General features: G+C 35.1%; 19 protein-coding genes and 1 pseudogene. 12 read left to right on the top strand and 8 right to left on the bottom strand.

The window, feature by feature from the left end; translation table 11 throughout:
• Positions 1-27 precede the first annotated feature (27 nt).
• Together BG04_RS31900 and BG04_RS30475 are read left to right on the top strand one after the other, a co-directional pair.
• Positions 28-135 (top strand): IS3 family transposase, encoded by a 108-nt coding sequence (locus BG04_RS31900; protein ID WP_414702715.1) that lies wholly within the window; start codon positions 28-30, stop codon positions 133-135.
• Positions 136-513: 378 nt separating this feature from the next.
• A pseudogene (locus tag BG04_RS30475) lies at positions 514-603 on the top strand (IS3 family transposase); the annotation flags it as partial.
• A gap of 126 nt (positions 604-729) precedes the next feature.
• Here BG04_RS30475 and BG04_RS28995 read toward each other — a convergent pair.
• The 3 genes from BG04_RS28995 to hxlA all read right to left on the bottom strand — a co-directional run bounded on the left by BG04_RS28995 (position 730) and on the right by hxlA (position 2,796).
• A complete protein-coding gene (locus BG04_RS28995; RefSeq protein ID WP_016766130.1) occupies positions 730-1,446 on the bottom strand; it encodes a 3-ketoacyl-ACP reductase in 717 nt (238 codons plus the stop codon).
• A gap of 137 nt (positions 1,447-1,583) precedes the next feature.
• On the bottom strand, positions 1,584-2,141 hold the full coding sequence (gene hxlB / locus BG04_RS28990; RefSeq protein ID WP_034655759.1) for a 6-phospho-3-hexuloisomerase: 558 nt from the start codon (positions 2,139-2,141) through the stop codon (positions 1,584-1,586).
• Between the two features lie 7 nt (positions 2,142-2,148).
• On the bottom strand, positions 2,149-2,796 hold the full coding sequence (hxlA, locus tag BG04_RS28985) for a 3-hexulose-6-phosphate synthase (protein WP_034655760.1): 648 nt from the start codon (positions 2,794-2,796) through the stop codon (positions 2,149-2,151).
• Positions 2,797-3,018: 222 nt separating this feature from the next.
• On the opposite strand from hxlA, the gene BG04_RS28980 reads away from it, so the two are divergent.
• Positions 3,019-3,384: a winged helix-turn-helix transcriptional regulator gene (locus BG04_RS28980; RefSeq protein WP_034655762.1), complete on the top strand. Its 366-nt coding sequence runs from the start codon at positions 3,019-3,021 to the stop codon at positions 3,382-3,384.
• A 211-nt stretch (positions 3,385-3,595) separates the two neighbouring features.
• Positions 3,596-3,820: a YitT family protein gene (locus BG04_RS28975; RefSeq protein ID WP_034655763.1), complete on the top strand. Its 225-nt coding sequence runs from the start codon at positions 3,596-3,598 to the stop codon at positions 3,818-3,820.
• Positions 3,821-3,990: 170 nt separating this feature from the next.
• Here BG04_RS28975 and BG04_RS28970 read toward each other — a convergent pair whose 3' ends face one another.
• The gene (locus BG04_RS28970; protein WP_034655765.1) at positions 3,991-4,509 is read right to left on the bottom strand and encodes a DJ-1/PfpI family protein; all 519 of its coding nucleotides are present in this window, start codon (positions 4,507-4,509) and stop codon (positions 3,991-3,993) included.
• A gap of 144 nt (positions 4,510-4,653) precedes the next feature.
• Here BG04_RS28970 and BG04_RS28965 point away from each other — a divergent pair, with 144 nt between their 5' ends.
• Positions 4,654-5,034, top strand: coding sequence for a winged helix-turn-helix transcriptional regulator (locus tag BG04_RS28965; RefSeq protein WP_034655767.1), 381 nt, complete (start codon positions 4,654-4,656; stop codon positions 5,032-5,034).
• Positions 5,035-5,213: 179 nt separating this feature from the next.
• On the opposite strand, the gene BG04_RS28960 is transcribed toward BG04_RS28965, so the two are convergent.
• Together BG04_RS28960 and BG04_RS28955 are read right to left on the bottom strand one after the other, a co-directional pair.
• Positions 5,214-6,167, bottom strand: a complete 954-nt coding sequence (locus BG04_RS28960) for an IS3 family transposase (protein ID WP_082181085.1) — start codon at positions 6,165-6,167, stop codon at positions 5,214-5,216.
• Between the two features lie 142 nt (positions 6,168-6,309).
• Positions 6,310-7,281: a helix-turn-helix domain-containing protein gene (locus BG04_RS28955; RefSeq protein WP_034655771.1), complete on the bottom strand. Its 972-nt coding sequence runs from the start codon at positions 7,279-7,281 to the stop codon at positions 6,310-6,312.
• Positions 7,282-7,760: 479 nt separating this feature from the next.
• Here BG04_RS28955 and BG04_RS28950 point away from each other — a divergent pair, with 479 nt between their 5' ends.
• The gene (locus BG04_RS28950; RefSeq protein WP_034655773.1) at positions 7,761-8,909 is read left to right on the top strand and encodes a tyrosine-type recombinase/integrase; all 1,149 of its coding nucleotides are present in this window, start codon (positions 7,761-7,763) and stop codon (positions 8,907-8,909) included.
• 414 nt (positions 8,910-9,323) lie between these two features.
• Here BG04_RS28950 and BG04_RS28945 read toward each other — a convergent pair whose 3' ends face one another.
• Positions 9,324-10,304 carry an aldo/keto reductase gene (locus BG04_RS28945; RefSeq protein ID WP_034655778.1) on the bottom strand — a complete coding sequence of 327 codons (981 nt, stop codon included), beginning with the start codon at positions 10,302-10,304 and terminating at the stop codon, positions 9,324-9,326.
• Between the two features lie 189 nt (positions 10,305-10,493).
• Here BG04_RS28945 and BG04_RS28940 point away from each other — a divergent pair, with 189 nt between their 5' ends.
• The 3 genes from BG04_RS28940 to BG04_RS28930 all read left to right on the top strand — a co-directional run bounded on the left by BG04_RS28940 (position 10,494) and on the right by BG04_RS28930 (position 13,164).
• Positions 10,494-11,396 (top strand): AraC family transcriptional regulator, encoded by a 903-nt coding sequence (locus BG04_RS28940; RefSeq protein ID WP_034655779.1) that lies wholly within the window; start codon positions 10,494-10,496, stop codon positions 11,394-11,396.
• A gap of 604 nt (positions 11,397-12,000) precedes the next feature.
• Positions 12,001-12,438: a GreA/GreB family elongation factor gene (locus tag BG04_RS28935; RefSeq protein ID WP_034655781.1), complete on the top strand. Its 438-nt coding sequence runs from the start codon at positions 12,001-12,003 to the stop codon at positions 12,436-12,438.
• A gap of 114 nt (positions 12,439-12,552) precedes the next feature.
• A complete protein-coding gene (locus tag BG04_RS28930) occupies positions 12,553-13,164 on the top strand; it encodes a trimeric intracellular cation channel family protein (RefSeq protein ID WP_034657086.1) in 612 nt (203 codons plus the stop codon).
• Between the two features lie 736 nt (positions 13,165-13,900).
• Here the strand turns inward: BG04_RS28930 and BG04_RS28925 are convergent.
• Positions 13,901-14,233 (bottom strand): hypothetical protein, encoded by a 333-nt coding sequence (locus BG04_RS28925; protein ID WP_034655783.1) that lies wholly within the window; start codon positions 14,231-14,233, stop codon positions 13,901-13,903.
• A gap of 722 nt (positions 14,234-14,955) precedes the next feature.
• Between BG04_RS28925 and BG04_RS28920 the strand changes: the two genes are divergently transcribed.
• The 3 genes from BG04_RS28920 (at position 14,956) to BG04_RS28910 (ending at position 18,598) form a co-directional block, all read left to right on the top strand.
• Positions 14,956-15,903 carry a dihydrodipicolinate synthase family protein gene (locus BG04_RS28920; RefSeq protein WP_028413776.1) on the top strand — a complete coding sequence of 316 codons (948 nt, stop codon included), beginning with the start codon at positions 14,956-14,958 and terminating at the stop codon, positions 15,901-15,903.
• Between the two features lie 106 nt (positions 15,904-16,009).
• Positions 16,010-17,020, top strand: a complete 1,011-nt coding sequence (locus BG04_RS28915; RefSeq protein WP_034655784.1) for a LacI family DNA-binding transcriptional regulator — start codon at positions 16,010-16,012, stop codon at positions 17,018-17,020.
• Between the two features lie 174 nt (positions 17,021-17,194).
• Entirely contained in the window at positions 17,195-18,598 is a 1,404-nt protein-coding gene (locus BG04_RS28910; protein ID WP_034655786.1) for an MFS transporter, read from the top strand.
• Positions 18,599-18,637 lie beyond the last annotated feature (39 nt).

Here is an 18,637-nt window from a genome sequence, read left to right as displayed (position 1 = left end):
GACGAGTTAACATGTACTACGACTGCCATCGTAGAACAAACTGTCGAAAGCTACATTACTTATTATAACCATATCCGTATTCAAACGAAACTAAACAACCAGTCACCGGTACAATACCGACAACTGGCTGTTTAAAAGGTGTTTTGATCCCTGTCTCGAAATCAGGGGTCAGTCCCTTAATTTGTGGTCTTTTCTGTATAATCTCCCTTTATTCTATACGTTTACGGACGAGATATTTAAATCTATCACAAGATGTTAAAGTAATTATTATCGTTAATAAAATAAAAAGCCACCCAGTGTTTGTAGGTTTTAAAAGGTAGATTTGTGAAAATTTATAGTAATTAAATATACGTCTAAAAGAGTTCCCTTTAAAATGTTCCGTCTTGTTTAGTATAAGGTATATTCTTATAGTGGATGGATAATTTGTAATTTATTAGTAATTACCATCATCTCAATCTATACGTTTTAGAAAATGGATATAATTCTATTCTCTTTTCCTTAATTGAGTTTTTAGATGAACTAAAACGTAAAATAGACAATTACATTACTTACTATAACCATAACAGATATCAATGGAACCTAAAAAAGATGACCCCTGTATAATACAGAGGTCATCTTCTTCAGGCTACCTAATAATTTTTAAAAAATATCCTTTACAAAGGGTACACTTTACAACTAGGTTCCTGCTTCTTATCCAATATAGACAAGACGAGTCGATCGCTTCTCAAATTAAGGATTAGTTGACCATAATCCTGAAGTCTTTACTAGGACTCTTGGATGAAGCTTTAATCCGGCTACAAGCAGCTCTGCTAAATCTTCTGATTGCATAACATTTTCAGGATTTCCACTGATAAGATTGGTTTCAATTGCCAAATCAGTTGCAACTGTACTTGGTGTTAAAGCCGTTACACGGATATTATGCTTTCTTACCTCTAGCATGAGTGATTCTGTTAGTCCTAAAACAGCAAATTTAGAAGCGCTGTAAGCACTTGTAACAGGTGCTCCTTTTTGACCCGCAGTTGAGGAGATATTCACAATATCTCCTGATTTTCTTTCAATCATATCAGGTAAAACGGCTCTTGTTACATTATATACACCCATCAAGTTTACTCGGATGATGTTTTCCCATTCTTCAGGAGTTAAATCAAGAAAACCGCCAAATTTAGCTATACCTGCATTGTTGATTAAAATATCAATAAAACCTAGGTCTGATTTGATGTGTTCAACAGCATGATGGACTGCTTCAAGATCGGCTACATCTGCTGTTGCTGCTGAAACGTTCACATCATATTGCTCTAGTTCTGCGGTTACCTTTTCAAGATTTGACATCGTTAATCCAATCAATCCTAGATTAACTCCTTCTTTTGCTAAAGCAATCGCAGTAGCACGACCGATTCCTCTGCCTGCCCCAGTAATTAAAGCAGTTTTTCCTTTTAGTGAAATCATGATATCATTCCTTATTTGAAAATTTTAGAATAATTATTAATAATAACAAAATGATGTTTTAAAGAATAACCAAAAGACCGCAGACATTCTAAAGAAACTTTGGGGTCTTTTGGTTATTACATTCTTAGGACTATGTTTTATTCAAGATTGGCATGTTTGCCATACATCTTATTGGTATCTAATCCCTTTTTCTCCATGAATCTCAAGATGACGGCATCATAAAAAAGTAAAAGGGTCTGCTCAAATAGTGAGCCCATTGGTTGGATGGTTTTATAATCACCCTTTGATTGGTCTTTCGGTGATCCAGGCAATTTAATGGTGACATCTGCTAACTGTCCAATAGTGGAATCAGGGAATATCGTGACAGTTGCAATTTTACCACCAATGCTTTTTGCTTTTTCAGCCATGGAGACTAAGCTTTTTGTTTCACCGGATCCGGATCCGATGATTAAGATATCCTCTTTTTCAAAGTTGGGAGTTACCGTTTCACCGATTACATAAGAATCAATTCCCATATGCATCATCCGCATGGCGAAGGATTTGGCCATGAAGCCTGATCTGCCTGCACCGGCGACAAAAACCTTTTTCGATTCAAGTATCCCATTGACGAGTTTTTCAGCTTCTTCATCTGCGATTAAGTCAGCTGAATGATTAAGCTCTTTTAAGATTTCTGCTAAATATTGAGTCGTCTGCATCTTAGGATTAACCTGCTGTAACCGTTTGTTCTTTGATCATTTGTTGCATTTTTGCAGCAGCAGCTTTTTTATCAGCTTGTCCAGTAATCCCTCCACCTACAATGACAAGGTCTGGATTTACTTTAATGACTTCTGGAAGTGTTTCTAACTTAATGCCGCCTGCGATGGCAGTTTTAGCGTTTTTAACCACACTTTTGATGGTTTGTAGATCTTCAAAAGAATTTTTTCCGACTGCTTGAAGATCGTAGCCCGTGTGAACACAAATATAATCCACGCCCATAGAATCCACTTCTTTAGCACGTCCAGTAAGGTCTTTTACCGCAATCATATCGACAAGGACTTTTTTACCTTGTTTTTTCGCTTCTTCTACAGCACCTTTAATCGACATATCTTCAGCCGTTCCAAGAATAGTGATGATATCAGCACCTGCTTCGGAAGCTTTCATCACTTCATATCCAGCAGCATCCATAATTTTTAGGTCTGCTAATACTTTTAAGTTAGGGAACGCTTCTTTTACTGCCTTTACAGCATGGAGACCTTCGTTGATCACAACCGGTGTTCCGATTTCTACGATATCAATATGCTCCTCTACTTCTTTTACCAATTCGATTGCTTCTGGAATGTTGACTAAATCTAATGCTAATTGTAATTCCATCTATATTTCACTCCTCATAATTTTTTAAGTTTGTTGCACAGTAATAATAATTCCCATTGCTCACTTTCATTTCTCCTGGCAACTGTAACCAATGCTCTTGTTAACGATGGTACCATGTTAGTATAATCCGTATATTGAAAGTGTGGAAGTACGCACTTTATTTTTACATAGTGTTAAAAAGTATACTATGGATTATTCTATATAGAAGTGGAGGTGAAACAAATGTCACGTATGCAGGACAAAATGTTTAATTGTGAAAAAGAATTAACGCTTTATGTTATTGGAAGTAAATGGAAAATACTGATTTTGTGGCATTTAGGAAAAGAGGGCAAGAAGCGATTTGGTGAGCTGAAGGCTCTTATGCCGGGCATTACTCAACGAATGCTTGTTAACCAATTACGCGAGCTAGAAGACGACCTCATTGTTGAACGAAAAGTCTATCTTGTTGTTCCGCCAAAAGTAGAATATTCATTGACCGAACAAGGAAAAAGCTTAATGCCAATACTGGATTCCATGTATAAATGGGGTAAAAACTATATGGAGAATGTGATGGATACTCCTGCCAATAAAAGTGCGTCTATTAAATAGCAATCGTTCTAAAAAGAGGGGATTAAAACCACAAGTAGACTTTTAATAAGTCAAGACCTGTGGTCTTTTTATTTGCAATGACTCAGTGCATAAGGGAAATAAAGGAGTACAATCTGGAAAAAGGTAAATAATATTCCTGTGTTGTAAAGGATTATAGCTGAACTGTTTTATAGTAAGGAATCAAGAATAATACATATTTTGAGGTGAGATGATGAGAAAATTTGTTGAGTATGTTTTTTTAACTTTTGGGGCGTCAATCGTTGCTATGGGATTAGAAACGATGTTAGCACCAAACGGGCTATTAGATGGTGGTGTAACAGCCTTATCGATTATGGCCAATGCTTTATGGGGAATCCCAATTTATTTTGTATTTTTGGGCTTAAATATTCCTATCTTATCAAGATGTGTATACCATATACAACCTAGGTTACCTTAATGTACCTTATAGGTAGCTGATTATGAATTTTGAAGAACCCTCTCAATTGCATTTATTACATAATGGATTTTATCGGAATTAAACGATAGTAAACCCTCCTTAAAAAAGGAGGGTTTACTATTATCTAAAGAAAGTTCTGTCTTAATTAAAATCTCTTTATTACTTAAAAATTATCTCAAAGCTTTTACTAAACTTTGACCAAATTCTTTTGCACCATCTGGACCATCACTAGTAATGATGTCGTTATATGCGACAACATGTTCTGAGACATATTTTACGTTATTATCTTTTAATTGATTAATCTGTATATCTACTGGATAACATGTTGCTGTTCGTCCTTCAAGAAGACCTGTTTGAACTACAGAAACTGAACCTGCACAAATTCCAGTTACAAGAACTTTTTGCTCGTAAGCTTGTTTTAAGTAAGTTTGTAAGTCTTGGTTATTCCATAAATAATCGTTTGTGCCAGAACCCCCAATAACAGCTACGGCATTATAATCATTAGATGAAACATCAGTAAAAAGAGTAGTTGATTCTACTTTACCTTGATAATCTCCTATGATTTCACCTGTTTTTGTACTTGCAATTGTTACTTCAATACCTTCATTTTCTAATGCTTCTTTTGGATGAAATAATTCATCTTCATTGAATCGTTCCGGTGGTATAATAAATAGTGCTTTCTTACTCATTGTATGTCTTCCTCCTGAAATATAAAAATTATTTAAAACCTAAATATAGTTTAACTTGGCCTTTGTATCCTGTGAAGAACGCACTTTATTGTGCGGAGGTTACTAAAAGGTTACTATTGTAAGAACAAAAGGAGAATGAGATTGATGTCAGATACATTGCGAGAAGAAATTAGAAAAAAGATACTAAATGGCGATTTTAATTGTGAAAAAGAACTTACTTTATCTATCCTTAGTGGAAAATGGAAAATTGTGATTTTATGGCACTTAGGAGTAGAAGGCCCACATCGATTTAGTGACCTTCAAAAGCTCTTTCCAAAAATATCTCATAAGATATTATCAAACCAGTTACATGAACTAATGGAAGATGGAATCATACATAGAGAAGTCTTTCCTGAAATTCCTCCTCGAGTTGAATACTCGATGACTGAACTCGGAATAACATTGTTACCTATAGTAGACATGATGTATGAATGGGGACAAAAAAGAATGGTTGATTTAAAAAAACAAATTAACTCTAAAGACTAAATACATAAAATCTTGTATTTTGAGCAAACTACCCAAGACGCTCTGCAACGTCAGCTAACTCTTGATTACCATTCATGAAACAGAAAAAACTACTGATCCTGAACTGAACCCAAAAAGTTAGACAATTTATATTTAAGCAACTGGACTTGTCAATATTTATTGGACACTAAGTTAAGATACTATGATGAATAGGCTTTTTCGTATTCAATAGGGGAAAGATAATGCAGAGAAGAATGCATTCTTTTGGTATTGTAATAGAGCTCTATATATTTAAATACTTCTTTTCGAGCTTGTTCTGGTGTTGTAAATTTGGCACCATGAATGAGCTCTCTTTTTATGGTCTTATAAAAAGATTCCATTAATGCATTATCGTAGGGGTTTCCTTTTCTGCTGACACTTGAAACAGCACCATACTTTTTCAGTATGGCTTGAAAATTACTACCTGTATATTGGGATCCCTGGTCTGTATGGATAATTAATCCGGTTGGAGGATGTTCTTTGTTATATCCTTGTAAAAAAGCGTCTATCACAAGAGAATCTTTCATCCGTGTACTCATAGACTGGCCACTCACTTTTCTCGAGTACATATCCACAAATACCGCAAGGTATAAAGTACCCTTTTGAGTAGGGATATAGGTAATGTCACCGACCCATATTTTATTTCGTCCGTCTGTGTGAAAAACTTGATTTAGGAGGTTGGGTCTTTCTATAGAAGGTGATTTTTTATTATAACGTTTATAGCGATACCTGCTTCCTTTCGCATATAGGTTCATTTGACGCATCAGTTTTCCTACTCTTTTTCTGTTTACCTTGATTCCCTTCTTCTCAAGAACCTTTGTAACTCTTAAAGATCCGTATCGACCCTTATGTTCCTTAAATATCTCCTGTATTTCTGCACGTAAAACTTCATTCTCACGTTTAAGCTTTTTCATTTCATACTGGGAATTATAAAGTGCGCTCCCACGGCCTGGAAACGCACTTTCCCCATATTCTTCGTATTCACTTACCCAACGATATAGCGTATTAGGATGAATAGATAATTCTTTCGCAACCTCTTTTACAAATAGGTTCTCTTCCAGTACCAACTGAACTGCAGCCATTTTAAATTGACGATCATAAACTTTTCTACCCATAAACCGAATCACCTTTTTCTCTTAATTTAGTGTCCAGTTTATCGTACCATCTCCAGAGATGTACTTTTTATTCTATTATGTAGATAAAAACAAGCCAATTTTATTAGCTTGTTTTATTAGGTTAAACACTTTTTAATCTATTTTATAATTTTTGTACAGCGTACAATAACAATTCCTCAATGTTTCTTTTACCTAATTCTTTCGCTTTTTGTTGTAACTCTTCTTTCAAATCACTTGTTACTTTTACCCGTATAACTTCTAAGTCGCTATCAATGTAAATGCCACGGCTACGCTTATTAATTTTCCCTGAGACAAGGACTGACTCTAATAGCTCAACGATTTCTTGTGCTGATTCCATGAACAATACCGGTTTGATTTCAACGATAAATTGCTCTTTCTCTTCTTGTGGTGTAATCCTCATATTGGTCGGGCTTAGATATTGATAGAATAAATCCATGAGCTTATAAAGCTGTGATTTTGCATAAGCTGTTTGCTTAAAGGCAAATGTCGCATAGCCTTCTTTGGTAATCGTTTTTTTCGATTCAATCTCATAGGCTTCTTCAAAGCCTCGGTGAAGTAATTCCTCTAATGTTATCTCTTCATGTTGCTCTGTAACAGCCATAATTGGATCTTCTACCGAGATGATACGAGCAAACTGCTCCTTTTCTTCGCCTTTCTTTACAAAAAGCTGAAAGAGGGCAATATTTTGTTCAACATGATAGAAATGACGCTTACTCGGTTTGCGTCCTACTTCATGTGTACGCTTGAACGTTTCTAGATCCTCTTCCTTCACAAAGTAACAATTCATACCCCGGTATTCTGCTTGGAACGCAGGCAAGAGTTCTTGTTTAATGTACTTAGTGACGGTATTGACCGATATATCGAGTTGCTGCGCTACCTCTTTTGTTGTAAGTGCAGGTTTTTTTAACTCTTCTTGTAAACGTACGACATCTTCGATATCAAATTCATAACGTCCTTCAATATGCCAGTCATCTTTATTGATAGGATTTAATTTTCCTTGTTGAATATATGTATAAATGGTTTTCTTTGATGAAACAGATAACATCTCCATCACATCTTCAATGGTAATAATCTTAATATAGTTATCGATCATAACATACGCTCCTTTTCTTTTTCTTTTAAGTGTTAATTAATTATAACATATTAATATAAAGTTATAGATTAAAAGTTTTTATTATAGATATGTAAATGGTATAACCAACTTATAAAAAGTTAAGTTTTATCATTTACTCTTAGTGATGACAAATAGGAGATTTTTCTACAAAATATATAAATAGTAAACTATTTTTATAGAAAGTATGTTTATACTTTTACTTTTAAATAAGTTACAATTAAGAAGTAATAAATATAATAAATAACTTTAAATATATATTTAATTATAAAAATATTAGATGTTTAACTAAGATAGTTAGTGATTTAAATATTGTTAGTAAAACTATCATTGCGTTTTAAAGGTTCTTTATCATCTATATACATATAAATACAAACTTAACCCTTACATAGTGAAGAAAATATCTTTACACAAGTAAGAGCTATAAATAAGAAGACACATTTTGCAAAAGGAGAGGTTTTATGCGAAATTTCTCATTAGTACATATAGGAACAGAAGTAAGAGAAAGAAGAGGGGATTTCAACAAAATCGTTTCATTGATGCTAGATAGTAAGTATTATGATGCATTAGAAGAAAGAAATGAGCATCACCAGCGAAAAAACGAAAATATGTTCAGTGATTTTACGGATGGAGAAATGATGTACTACTATGTCCACCAACGAAAGCACATTCGAAAGGACAGAGAAAGAAAAGAAAATACAAAAACCGAATATGTACGGATTTTGTTGCAGTTTTATCAGTATGCGGTAAAAAGTGAGTCGTTCTTGCGCCAAGATGTTGACTATTATATAGAAGAAACTATTTTTAAAAATCTACGTCCTTGGCATATACGGAACTACCAGGATTATTTAAGCACCGCATTGTTAGGAAAGGGAGGGCAACCTTATTCACCTGCAACCTTAGACGCTAAAATGACGACTTTAAAAAGTTTTATGAAATGGCTACATGAAACGAAGTATATACAGCATCCATTACATAAAGAAATCTTAAGCACGTCACTATCTGAGCAAGAAATTCCAAATCGAGATTTGTATTACCATGAAGTTAAACAGCTTCTAGACTACTATAAGGACCATCCTATTAATTATGGATTATTAACAATGTTGGCTATGACGGGTCTTCGTGTACAAGAAATTGCCAAAGCTTCTTGGGGAGATGTATATCTAGATAGTTTAAGTGGCCATTATCGACTAAGAGGAGTAGGAAAGGGTGGAAAAAAATTTGATAAGTTACTCCATCCATCCCTATATGAACGCATTCTTGCTTTTCGAGAACGACGTCATGTCAGTACAGCACTAAATTCAAGTGATCAAGGTCCATTATTTCCAACTAAAGATGGTGTTTACTATCAGTACAAAAACTTAAGTAATTATATTGTGCGTATTATTGAACGCACGGAGTTACCTTTTATAAAAGAACGGAATGACAGGATTACGCCTCATTATTTTCGTCACTTTTACGCTATTTATAGTAGACAACAGGGCGCGGATATCTTTTTAATTCAAAAAGAACTGGGTCACAGTGATCGTAAGACCACTGAGCGTTATCTGGAGAAGGTTTTGCAAAGAGAACAAGAAATTGGGCTGATGTGGAAGGAGCAAGATTTTTAGCTATTACTGTACAATAAATGAAAAAACCTTATTATTACGAGTTGGCAATATATTTTAAGAAAGAGCTACTAATTTTTTCTAGTAGCTCTTTTTGTCTTTTTAATATGTATCTTATGAAGTTTTAATTCCACTTGTATATAAATTTCATTGTTATACATAAATCTAACGTTAAAAGTATTTTCTTTACAAATGGAACAACACTGGACGTTTAATCTATGTCTTTTGTTCGGGCACTTTTAAATCAAGGTTGTGAATATTTTTAATAACTCAATCAAAACGTAGTGTTTGAGACTCAGCAAGGATTAAAGTATTGTCTAACAAACTTTATCAGACAGTATTAAAACTTTATAAATCACACCCTCAGTTCCTGCCTAAGGAGATGAGGGCACTTTTTCTATAAAAGCTTTCCTAGTATTAATTATGGCCAACTATTGAATGTGGTACATATGGCTCTTGAAGAAACTTAATTTCCTCAGTTGTTAGCTTAACAGATAAAGCACCTACGGCATCCTCAAGATGCGATATTTTCGTAGCACCAATTATAGGAGCAGCTACTGTTTCCTTCTGTAATAACCAGGCAAGTGCAATGTGTGTACGAGGGATATCATATTTTTCTGCGATGGATGCTACTCGCTCCACAACTAACCGATCGGCATCCGCAGTCGCATCGTATTTAGATTTTTGAATTTGATCTGTCTCAGAACGATGGGTTGTTACTGACCAATCACGCGTTAACCTCCCTGATGCAAGAGGGCTATATGGAGTGACAGCAATTTTCTCTTCCTTACAAAGAGGTAACATTTCTCGTTCCTCTTCACGGTATACTAGGTTTAAATGATTCTGCATGGACACAAACTTAGTCCAACCATTTTTTTCTGCTATATGTAATGCCTTTTGGAACTGCCAAGCGTACATGGCAGAAGCACCAATGTATCTTGCTTTGCCAGCCTTTACCACGTCATGTAATGCCTCCATCGTTTCTTCAATAGGGGTATTGTAATCCCAGCGATGGATGATGTAAAGATCTACATAATCAGTTTCCAACCTCTTAAGGCTTTTATCGATTTCACTCATAATTGCTTTTCGGGAAAGGCCAGATCCGTTTGGACCCCTATGCATTTGTCCGTGTACTTTAGTCGCTATGACAACTTCATCACGATTAGCATAATCCTTAAGAGCTCGTCCAAGATATTCCTCGCTTGTACCCAATGAGTATACATTTGCTGTATCAAAAAAATTAATCCCTAAGTCGAGGGCTTTTTTTATAACATGGCGAGAGTCCTCTTCATTAAGTACCCATTGGTGAAGCCATTTGTTAGCATCTCCAAAACCCATACATCCAAGACAAAGTCGAGATACCTCTAAGCCTGTATTACCAAGTTTTACATACTCCATTCGATTGCTCCCTCTCTCTTGATTATTTGCCACTTTTATCGTGACTTATCATAATTAATTATGTCATAAATCGTAAATAAATCTTTAGCACATTACTATTAAGTTTTTGCCCAATACTCTCAAACTCTCTTACTGACTTAATGAATATCAGTTATAATGAATCAAAAATGAAGAAAAGGAGAATGAGTGATGTCCAAGAAATCCTACAAACAGCAAGGTGAACTTGCTACACTCATTGAACATTTTTCAAAGCAGGATGGTGTTCACCCTACCACTATTCCATCTTTATTTCTCATCCGCGAATCCATTAATACTGAACCCATTTCTAGAGTTAACGAACCATCTTTTTGCATGATCCTTCAAGGAGAGAAGGAGGTACTATTGGGAGAGGAACGATTTTTGTACGGTCCCGGTCATTACATTGTGGCATCCGTTGACTTACCAGTTACAGGGCAAATCATTAAAGCCTCAGCCGAGTCCCCATATTTAGCCTTCAAACTTGAATTTACTTGTAGCCAAGTTTTAGAGGTTCTAAATGAGACAACTATTAATACCTTTCAGGGAAAGAACGCAAAACGAGCTATGTATGTTAGCAAAATAGAACCATCTCTGTTGGACGCAGTAGCAAGGTTAGCATCTTTGCTAGACACTCCAAAACATATCCCTGTTCTTGCTCCATTATTAAAAAAAGAAATTCTCTATTGGATCTTACAAGGCCCACATGGTGAAGTGCTTGAACAAATGTCATTAGAAGGTAGCAATACCTTTAGAATAAGAGAAGTTATAAATCATATCATCAATAATTATGAAGAGTCTTTTCGAATTGAAGAGCTTGCCAAAATAGCAAATATGAGTGTTTCATCGCTACACCGACATTTTAAAGATGTAACGGCAATGAGTCCCATTCAGTTTCAAAAGCAACTGAGATTGCAGGAAGCGAGGCGCTTGTTATTAGCTGAGTCGACAGATGTAGCTGATGTCGCATTCAGGGTCGGATACGAAAGTCAATCACAATTCAGTCGAGAATATTCACGAATGTTTGGATTTTCACCTAGAGTAGATATAAACCGAATGAGAGAAAACTACGTTTAAGTAAAGAAAGGTTAAAAAAATCATTATCAATGTACACATAGCTACACGGATACATAACATTAAAACAAAAGATTTTTTAAAATTAAATATTGATAAAATGAAAAAATGGTATCCATTAGCCATCATGCCAGAGCAATATATAAGGGGGATAAAGGAAATGATAAATAAGCAAACAGAAATAGCTTAGCCTGTTTTAACAGAAGAGCAAATGGAACAGATGAATTTCACCTTGATTGAAGCCTTACATACAAATAAACAATTATATCTTACCTATTAAAAACAAAGTCAATACATCGCAAAGACAGGACTTATTCAGTTTCCATTTGAAAAAATTATCTTTCTCCATATCCACAACATAACTTTTTAGAATAGTAGTACCAATATAACTGAGATTAAGAGGTTGCTTACGAGTGAATTAAAATTTTTGTACCGAAACAAGAATAATTTTGTTAGTCATTATAAGATAGGAACTTGTACCCCTATGTGGTATGATGTATTGAAGATTATCTAATAATCTTAATATTTATATATGTTGGAGGGTTTTTTATGAAGTTAAAAATGAAAATCTGCAAAGGACTTAATCATGGTACGGGGGTAGTCTACTATGAGCCATAAAGTATATCATCCTTTAGGTGAAAGCTTAATACGTCAATTGGCTTTCATAGACAAAAACTGTACAGAATTTATTTCTTCCTATTTTTCTTCTGATACGAGAGAATATCTAAATTTCTTTTATAAGTATACTCATGAGGTACAAAAATACCTATTAAGCTTTAGTGCTCTGTCTGAAGATATTTCTGTTGTACCCAAAATTTTTATTGAAAGCCAGGTTTCGTTAATGTACTTGGACAACAAGCAAACTGAACAATTCACCATTTGCTTCCCAGATCAATCTGATCCGGATAAGGGAAATATTTCATTTTTATCCCCTGTTGGGAGTCAATTGTTATTACGTTCAGCTGGAGAAAAATTAGTATTAACAACTCCAGGAGGTAGCACCGAGGTATTCATTAAGGAGATTAAGTTTAAAAGTAATTGGTAGATAAAATTAAGTCCTTACCAGAGAGTTTGGTAAGGACTTAATATTGTTTTTTAATAGGGTTATCTACTAAATAATTTTGTGATAATTATAATGTGAAAAGAGGAAACTTTTAAAATGCTTTTAATAGAAATCTTTGTCTACCTCGGTATTATAGCTGCTGGTGTCTCTGGAGTATTAATAGGCATTAAAAAGCAACTAGATTTGTTTGGAGTTATTTGTTTAGGTGTCACTGCTTCTTTAGGTGGAGGAATTATCCGAGATTTACTGATAGGTAATATACCACCTGTTGCTTTCATTAAGCCTAGTTATTTTTTTGTTAGTCTAATCGCTGGACTATTAACATGGTGTTTTTACAATAAAGTATCTACAATAAAAAATATGATTATAGTTTCTGATGCTATAGGATTAGGTGTATTTACAGCTGTTGGTTCAAATACAGTAATGGTGTATCACGGAAACGATTCCTTTGTTATTATTGCTATGGGCCTTATAACAGGAATCGGTGGGGGTGTTTTAAGAGATATATTCGCAAAAGAAATACCTTATGTATTTAAAAAGGAAATTTATGCGATAGCATCAATTTTGGGGTCCGTTAGTCTTATTTTTACGTATGATAAAATCCCTCACCCTTTCGCTTTATACATTTGCCTTTTCGTTACTTTTACCTCTAGAGTCTTATCAGTTTTATTAAAATTAAATTTTCCTGTTTATAAAGTGGAGAAATAAACTTAAACTATAAGGTTCATTTTTGAATAAGAGAGTCCTTACATATATAGTATGTAAGTTGGTATTTAGACTATAAAAGAAAGCAGGACTTTAATGGCAGTTGTTATCATTTTTTCATGATTTCGGGAGTGCTTTTATTATGTATGCCGGGTGGAAGCGTCCATATGATGAAATTAGTTCGCCCCCTGACATATAGGTACTTAAACTCTTCTTCAATATTATTGGAAAATCATTGAAAGTTTCAGCCGAGAAACTTATGCGAGTCTCATTTATGGTTTTTGGGACTGCTTGGTCCGTGCTATTCCTTATAATATTGATTACACACGCATATTAGAATAAAAAAGAAGTTACCAAGGGGTGGCTTCTTTTTTATATTTGGAGTGGATAGGAAAGCTTACTGCAGTAGCTACATAGTATCTAAAGAATTCCGATTCCATTACCTAATTGGTATCTACCTCCACCATTTGTATTTGAAAAATATCTGACTCCATTATACCTAGCTTCTTCATTGCACTTTGCAAAGAGCGCTATTCCTCACTTCTAATTTCTCTCTTTGATTCATTTCTGAGAGTGAATACTCTAAACCAATCTTTTATATAGTCACATCTTCTTACAAATACGAAAAGAGCAACCATCATATACTGGCTGCTCTCTCCTAGCAAAAATGCACTCACACAAATGTGAATGTGAACGTATCCATATTATACTACTTCTTTAATAGAAAAAGGAATAAATTCTATTTACCTTTATACATAATTAATCGTTCTTTTGCTAAATTAATTAATTCCTTTAACTCTTCAACAGATTCCTTGTTATTACAATCACTTAATAAATCTATTGTATCTTGCAAAAATTGCTCTCTTCTTTTTACCCTTTTATATTCAGCCCTATATTCTTCTGCCATCCTTGCTGTTCGAGTAGAACCCTCACGAGGAGTCGGAACTTTTTCAAAATTTGAGGCACGAGGTTTTGTTTCTTTTTCATCAAACGTAGCGTTGTCTGGATTTCTATTCCTCAATCCTGATTGACCCAAAATACTCCTTGCAGCTCGTTCTCTTCCAATGGCCATTATCATTTCCCCTCTCTGCAATTGAGATTTGAAATAAACCGTCCTGTATAGATTCAATAACAATAAAATAAACCCTTCTTTAAATATTGAGTTATAGTTAAATAAAAAGACGGATTCTTTGAAGACCTGCCTGTCTAATTAATTTTTCCATATAGTGGTTAACCAAAAAGTAGCAATGTTCTCTAGTCATTTCGTGTAAGATTCCCTGAGAAATTTGTTTGTTTTTATCGATAAGGTTGAGTAATGATGGATAACAAAACGGATATAAAGTTATTTTCTGATAACAGAGTTAATCATCAGATTTATTTTTAAAGATATATGTATATGAATCTATAAATCTGGCCAGACTAATAACGTATTCCCCCTATTCCAATAAATTTGAAAAACCTTTGCCTATATAGGGCAAAGGTTTCTTTTTATATAAATAGTTTTCAAGATGCACATCTTCCAAAACTAACAGTAAGGTATTAACCTTAAAATCCAATTTTAAAGTTAATTATTAAAAATAAAAGCTTAAAATTACGACTAAAAATAAGTAAACGTTTACTTTATATTTCTGGTGTTTTTTATAGTTTTAACTGCAATAAAAAGCGTTAAAAGGGAGTTTTTTAATTTATTTTGTCAGAAAATAAAAATAATATTGACAATCAAGCGTTTTCATTTTATGATTATTTACGTAAACGATTACTATAAATTAAAAATTGAAAAAGGGGATGTTTTTAATGAAAAACAAAGTAAAATGGAGTGGCGTATTTCCAGCAGTTCTTATTCCGTTTAAGGACGATTATTCAATTGATGAAGAGGGCTTTCGTTCTTTAGTTCGCTGGGTCGCAGGTCATGAAGGTGTTAATGGAATTGTAGTAAATGGTCATACAGGGGAAATTATGACTTTATTGCCTGAAGAACGTGCAGAGGCCGTACGAATTGCAGCTGACGAATTAAAAGGTCGCATTCCTGTTATCTCTGGTGTTTCTGCAGAAGGAACAATCGAGGCTATCCAACATGCGCAAGCGGTAGAAAAAGCTGGAGGGAGTGGAATCCTCCTTATGCCTCCACATTCTTGGCTACGATTCGGGATGCAAGAAGAATCACCAGTACAGTTTTTTAAAGACGTGGCAGAAGCTATTAATATCTCAATCGTTGTTCACCAATATCCAACTTGGACGAAAACATCGTATACAACTAGCCAATTATTAGAAATGGCTGCTATTCCAAACGTTGTGTCTATCAAAGTTGGACAACGAGATATTGCACAATATGAAGTAGATATTCGAGCACTAAAAAAGAATGCGCCTGATGTTTCACTCTTAACATGTCATGATGAATACTTGTTACCTACTTTAGTTCAAGGAATTGACGGTGCATTAGTTGGATTTGGTTGTTTTGTACCGGATTTAATTGCAGAACTAGTGAAATGTGTGAAAGATCAAGATCTAACGGCTGCTAATGCCGTGTATGATCGTATCTTTGAATTAAAGCAAGCTGTATATAAAATGGATGAGCCTTCTTCTACCTCTCATTTACGTATGAAGGAAGCAATGTATCAACGTGGATTAATTAGTAGTTCATTAGCAAGACGTCCAGTATTACCTTTAAAAGAAGAAGAGGTAGAAGAGATTCGTCAAGGACTACTAAAAGTAGGATTACTAAAAGATGAAGTGAAAGCGTAATAAATGTTGTAGGTAGTGGGGGCAATCTTGCAACCACTACTCTTTAGTATTTAGGTGGGACTCGTTTATAATAGATAGATATACTTGACCCACGGAGGTATGTACTATGAGTGTAAGTATCAAGGACGTGGCACTTAAAGCTGGTGTTTCAACAGCTTCTGTCTCACGAGTATTGACAAATAAACCTGGTGTTGGTGCGAAAACGGCAGAACGAATTCGCAAAGTAATGGAAGAATTAGATTATCGTCCTAATTTAGGAGCAAGAGGACTTGTTAAACAAAATACAGGAAATATTGCAGTTGTAGTTCCAAGGGGATCGTTTATTTTAAATAACCCGTTCTTTTCAACAGTATTAGAAGGAATAGCAAAAGGAATTGACCAGACGGACTATAATATGATGATGTCGTTTACCTCTTCCCAACAGAAACGGCTGCTTGAAACTCAAGCCGTAGATGGTGTTATCCTTTTTGCACCTAGAAATGAGGAATTAAGCTTAGAATGGTTAGAGAGTATTCGATTACCGATTGTCGTAGTAGGTAGCTATTTAGAAGGATCCCCTTTCCCTTGTGTACGACCGGATGATGAAGATGGTATCAAACAAGCAGTGAATGCTCTCTATGAGCTAGGGCACCGAAATATTGGGATTGTAAATGGACCGATGAGTTCCATGCATAGTGTCAAGTGTTTGAACGGCTACAAAGAGAAAATGGATGAATTAGGTTTAAATTATTCTGCTGAAAATGTTTTTGAAATTGCTGAATTTGATGCTCTAAAAGCTACAACAGAAGTAGCTACGTTTCTAAAAAAACATAGAGACATTACAGGCATCGTTTGCTCATCTGATTATTTAGCCATCGGCGTTATTAAAGCAGCTGATATGATTGGCTTATCAGTACCTGAAGACTTATCCGTTGTGGGAGCTGATGATGTTCCGATTTCAGACTTTATAACTCCTGCGTTATCTACGGTTCATGTGGATTTACTAGGTATTGGACAAAAAGCAACCTCGATCCTGACGAGTATGTTAGAAGGGAAACAAATTCGAAAGAAAGACGTCGTATTCACGATGGAATATGTCGATAGGTCCACAACCGATAGGCCAAAAAAACATAACTAACATTCATACGTAGGCTCTAAAAAGATTTTAGAGTCTACTAGTTGTTGTCTTTTGTTGTAAACCTTTTCATTTTATTAAAATCTTATATTTCCACTTTAATTAAGTATTGTTTTATACATCTTAGGATCATTGTCATTGCGATTAGAGGGAATGGCTACTAAGGAGGATTTATGTATGAATACAGAATTAAACAGAAATTCTTCAGAACCCACTAAGACTATCAACTATGATCACGAAGAAATTGGTTTGTCTAACCGTGCTACTGAACTGCTTACACGTATAGAGAGCGTTCCCTTTTCACGTTGGCATATTAAACCACGTGTCATCATGGGTTCAGCCACATTTTTTGATGCTTTTGATGCATTATCTCTAGCATTCGTTTTGCCTGTATTAATTGGAATATGGAATTTAACTCCTGGTCAAATCGGTATTCTTATCGGTTCTGGATATCTTGGACAAGCGATTGGAGCTATCTTTTTTGGTTGGTTAGCTGAACGATTTGGACGTGTTTATAGTGCTAAATGGACCATCTTTTTAATGTCAGGAATGAGTATTGCTTGTGCGTTTGCGGGGAATTTTCATGCCCTATTATGGCTGCGTTTTGTGCAAGGCATCGGAGTAGGTGGTGAAGTTCCTGTTGCTGCAGCTTATATAAATGAACTTTCAGTTGCACAAGGACGCGGACGTTTTTTTATGCTATATGAAATGATCTTCCCTCTTGGGTTAATGATATCTGCGCAGATTGGCGCTTTAGTTGTACCTAGTTTTGGATGGAAATGGATGTTTTTAATCGGTGGAATTGGTGGATTAATTGTCTTTTTATTCTTCTTTAAATTGCGCGAATCTCCTCGTTGGTTAATTTCAAAGGGCAGATTCGATGAAGCAGAACGAGTAATTGAAGAAATTGAATCGAGTACGGATAAACGTATAGAGGCAAAAATTAGTGCACCTCAAGCTGTAGTAAAAGGAGATTGGAAAGAATTATTTTCCCCTTTTTACCGCAGTAGAACGCTAATTGTTTGGACTCTTTGGTTTTCTTCCTACTTTGTTGCGAACGGACTTAATAACTGGCTTCCAAGTTTATACAAAACAGTTTATAACCTTCCATTAGAAGAATCTCTACATGCAGCGTCACTAACGAATGTCATTCAAACAGTAGCTGTGTTTGCTTGCGCGTTACTTATTGATAGAGTTGGACGTAAAAGGTGGGCAACTATCGCTTTTCTAGTTGTAGGGTTACTTTTAACAACGCTTTGGTTTAACGGTGCAAAATCTGCTGAAAGTGTTATGTATTTAGGTTCAGCAGCATACGGCGTCATGGGAACAATTACGGTTCTTCTCTATCTCTATACGCCAGAAATTTACCCAACACGTATGAGAGTACTTGGAATCGCGTTTTCGACAGCATGGTTGCGACTAGCTTCAGCCATTGCTCCTACGATACTCGGCTTTGTATTAGGCGCTAAAGGTATTGGTTCTGTTTTTGTTCTATTCGCTTGTGTAGCTGCAGTAGGTGCATTCATGGCATTTAAGATGATTGAGACACGTGAGAAGGTGTTAGAAGATATTGCGCCATAAGCGATCCAGTTCTAAGAGGTAAGGTTAAAATAATCTTAC

Source organism: Priestia megaterium NBRC 15308 = ATCC 14581, assembly GCF_000832985.1.
GTDB classification, from domain to species: Bacteria; Bacillota; Bacilli; order Bacillales; family Bacillaceae_H; genus Priestia; species Priestia megaterium.
The sequence above is the reverse complement of the archived record's forward strand: the minus strand, read 5'-3'. Positions and strand labels throughout refer to the sequence as shown.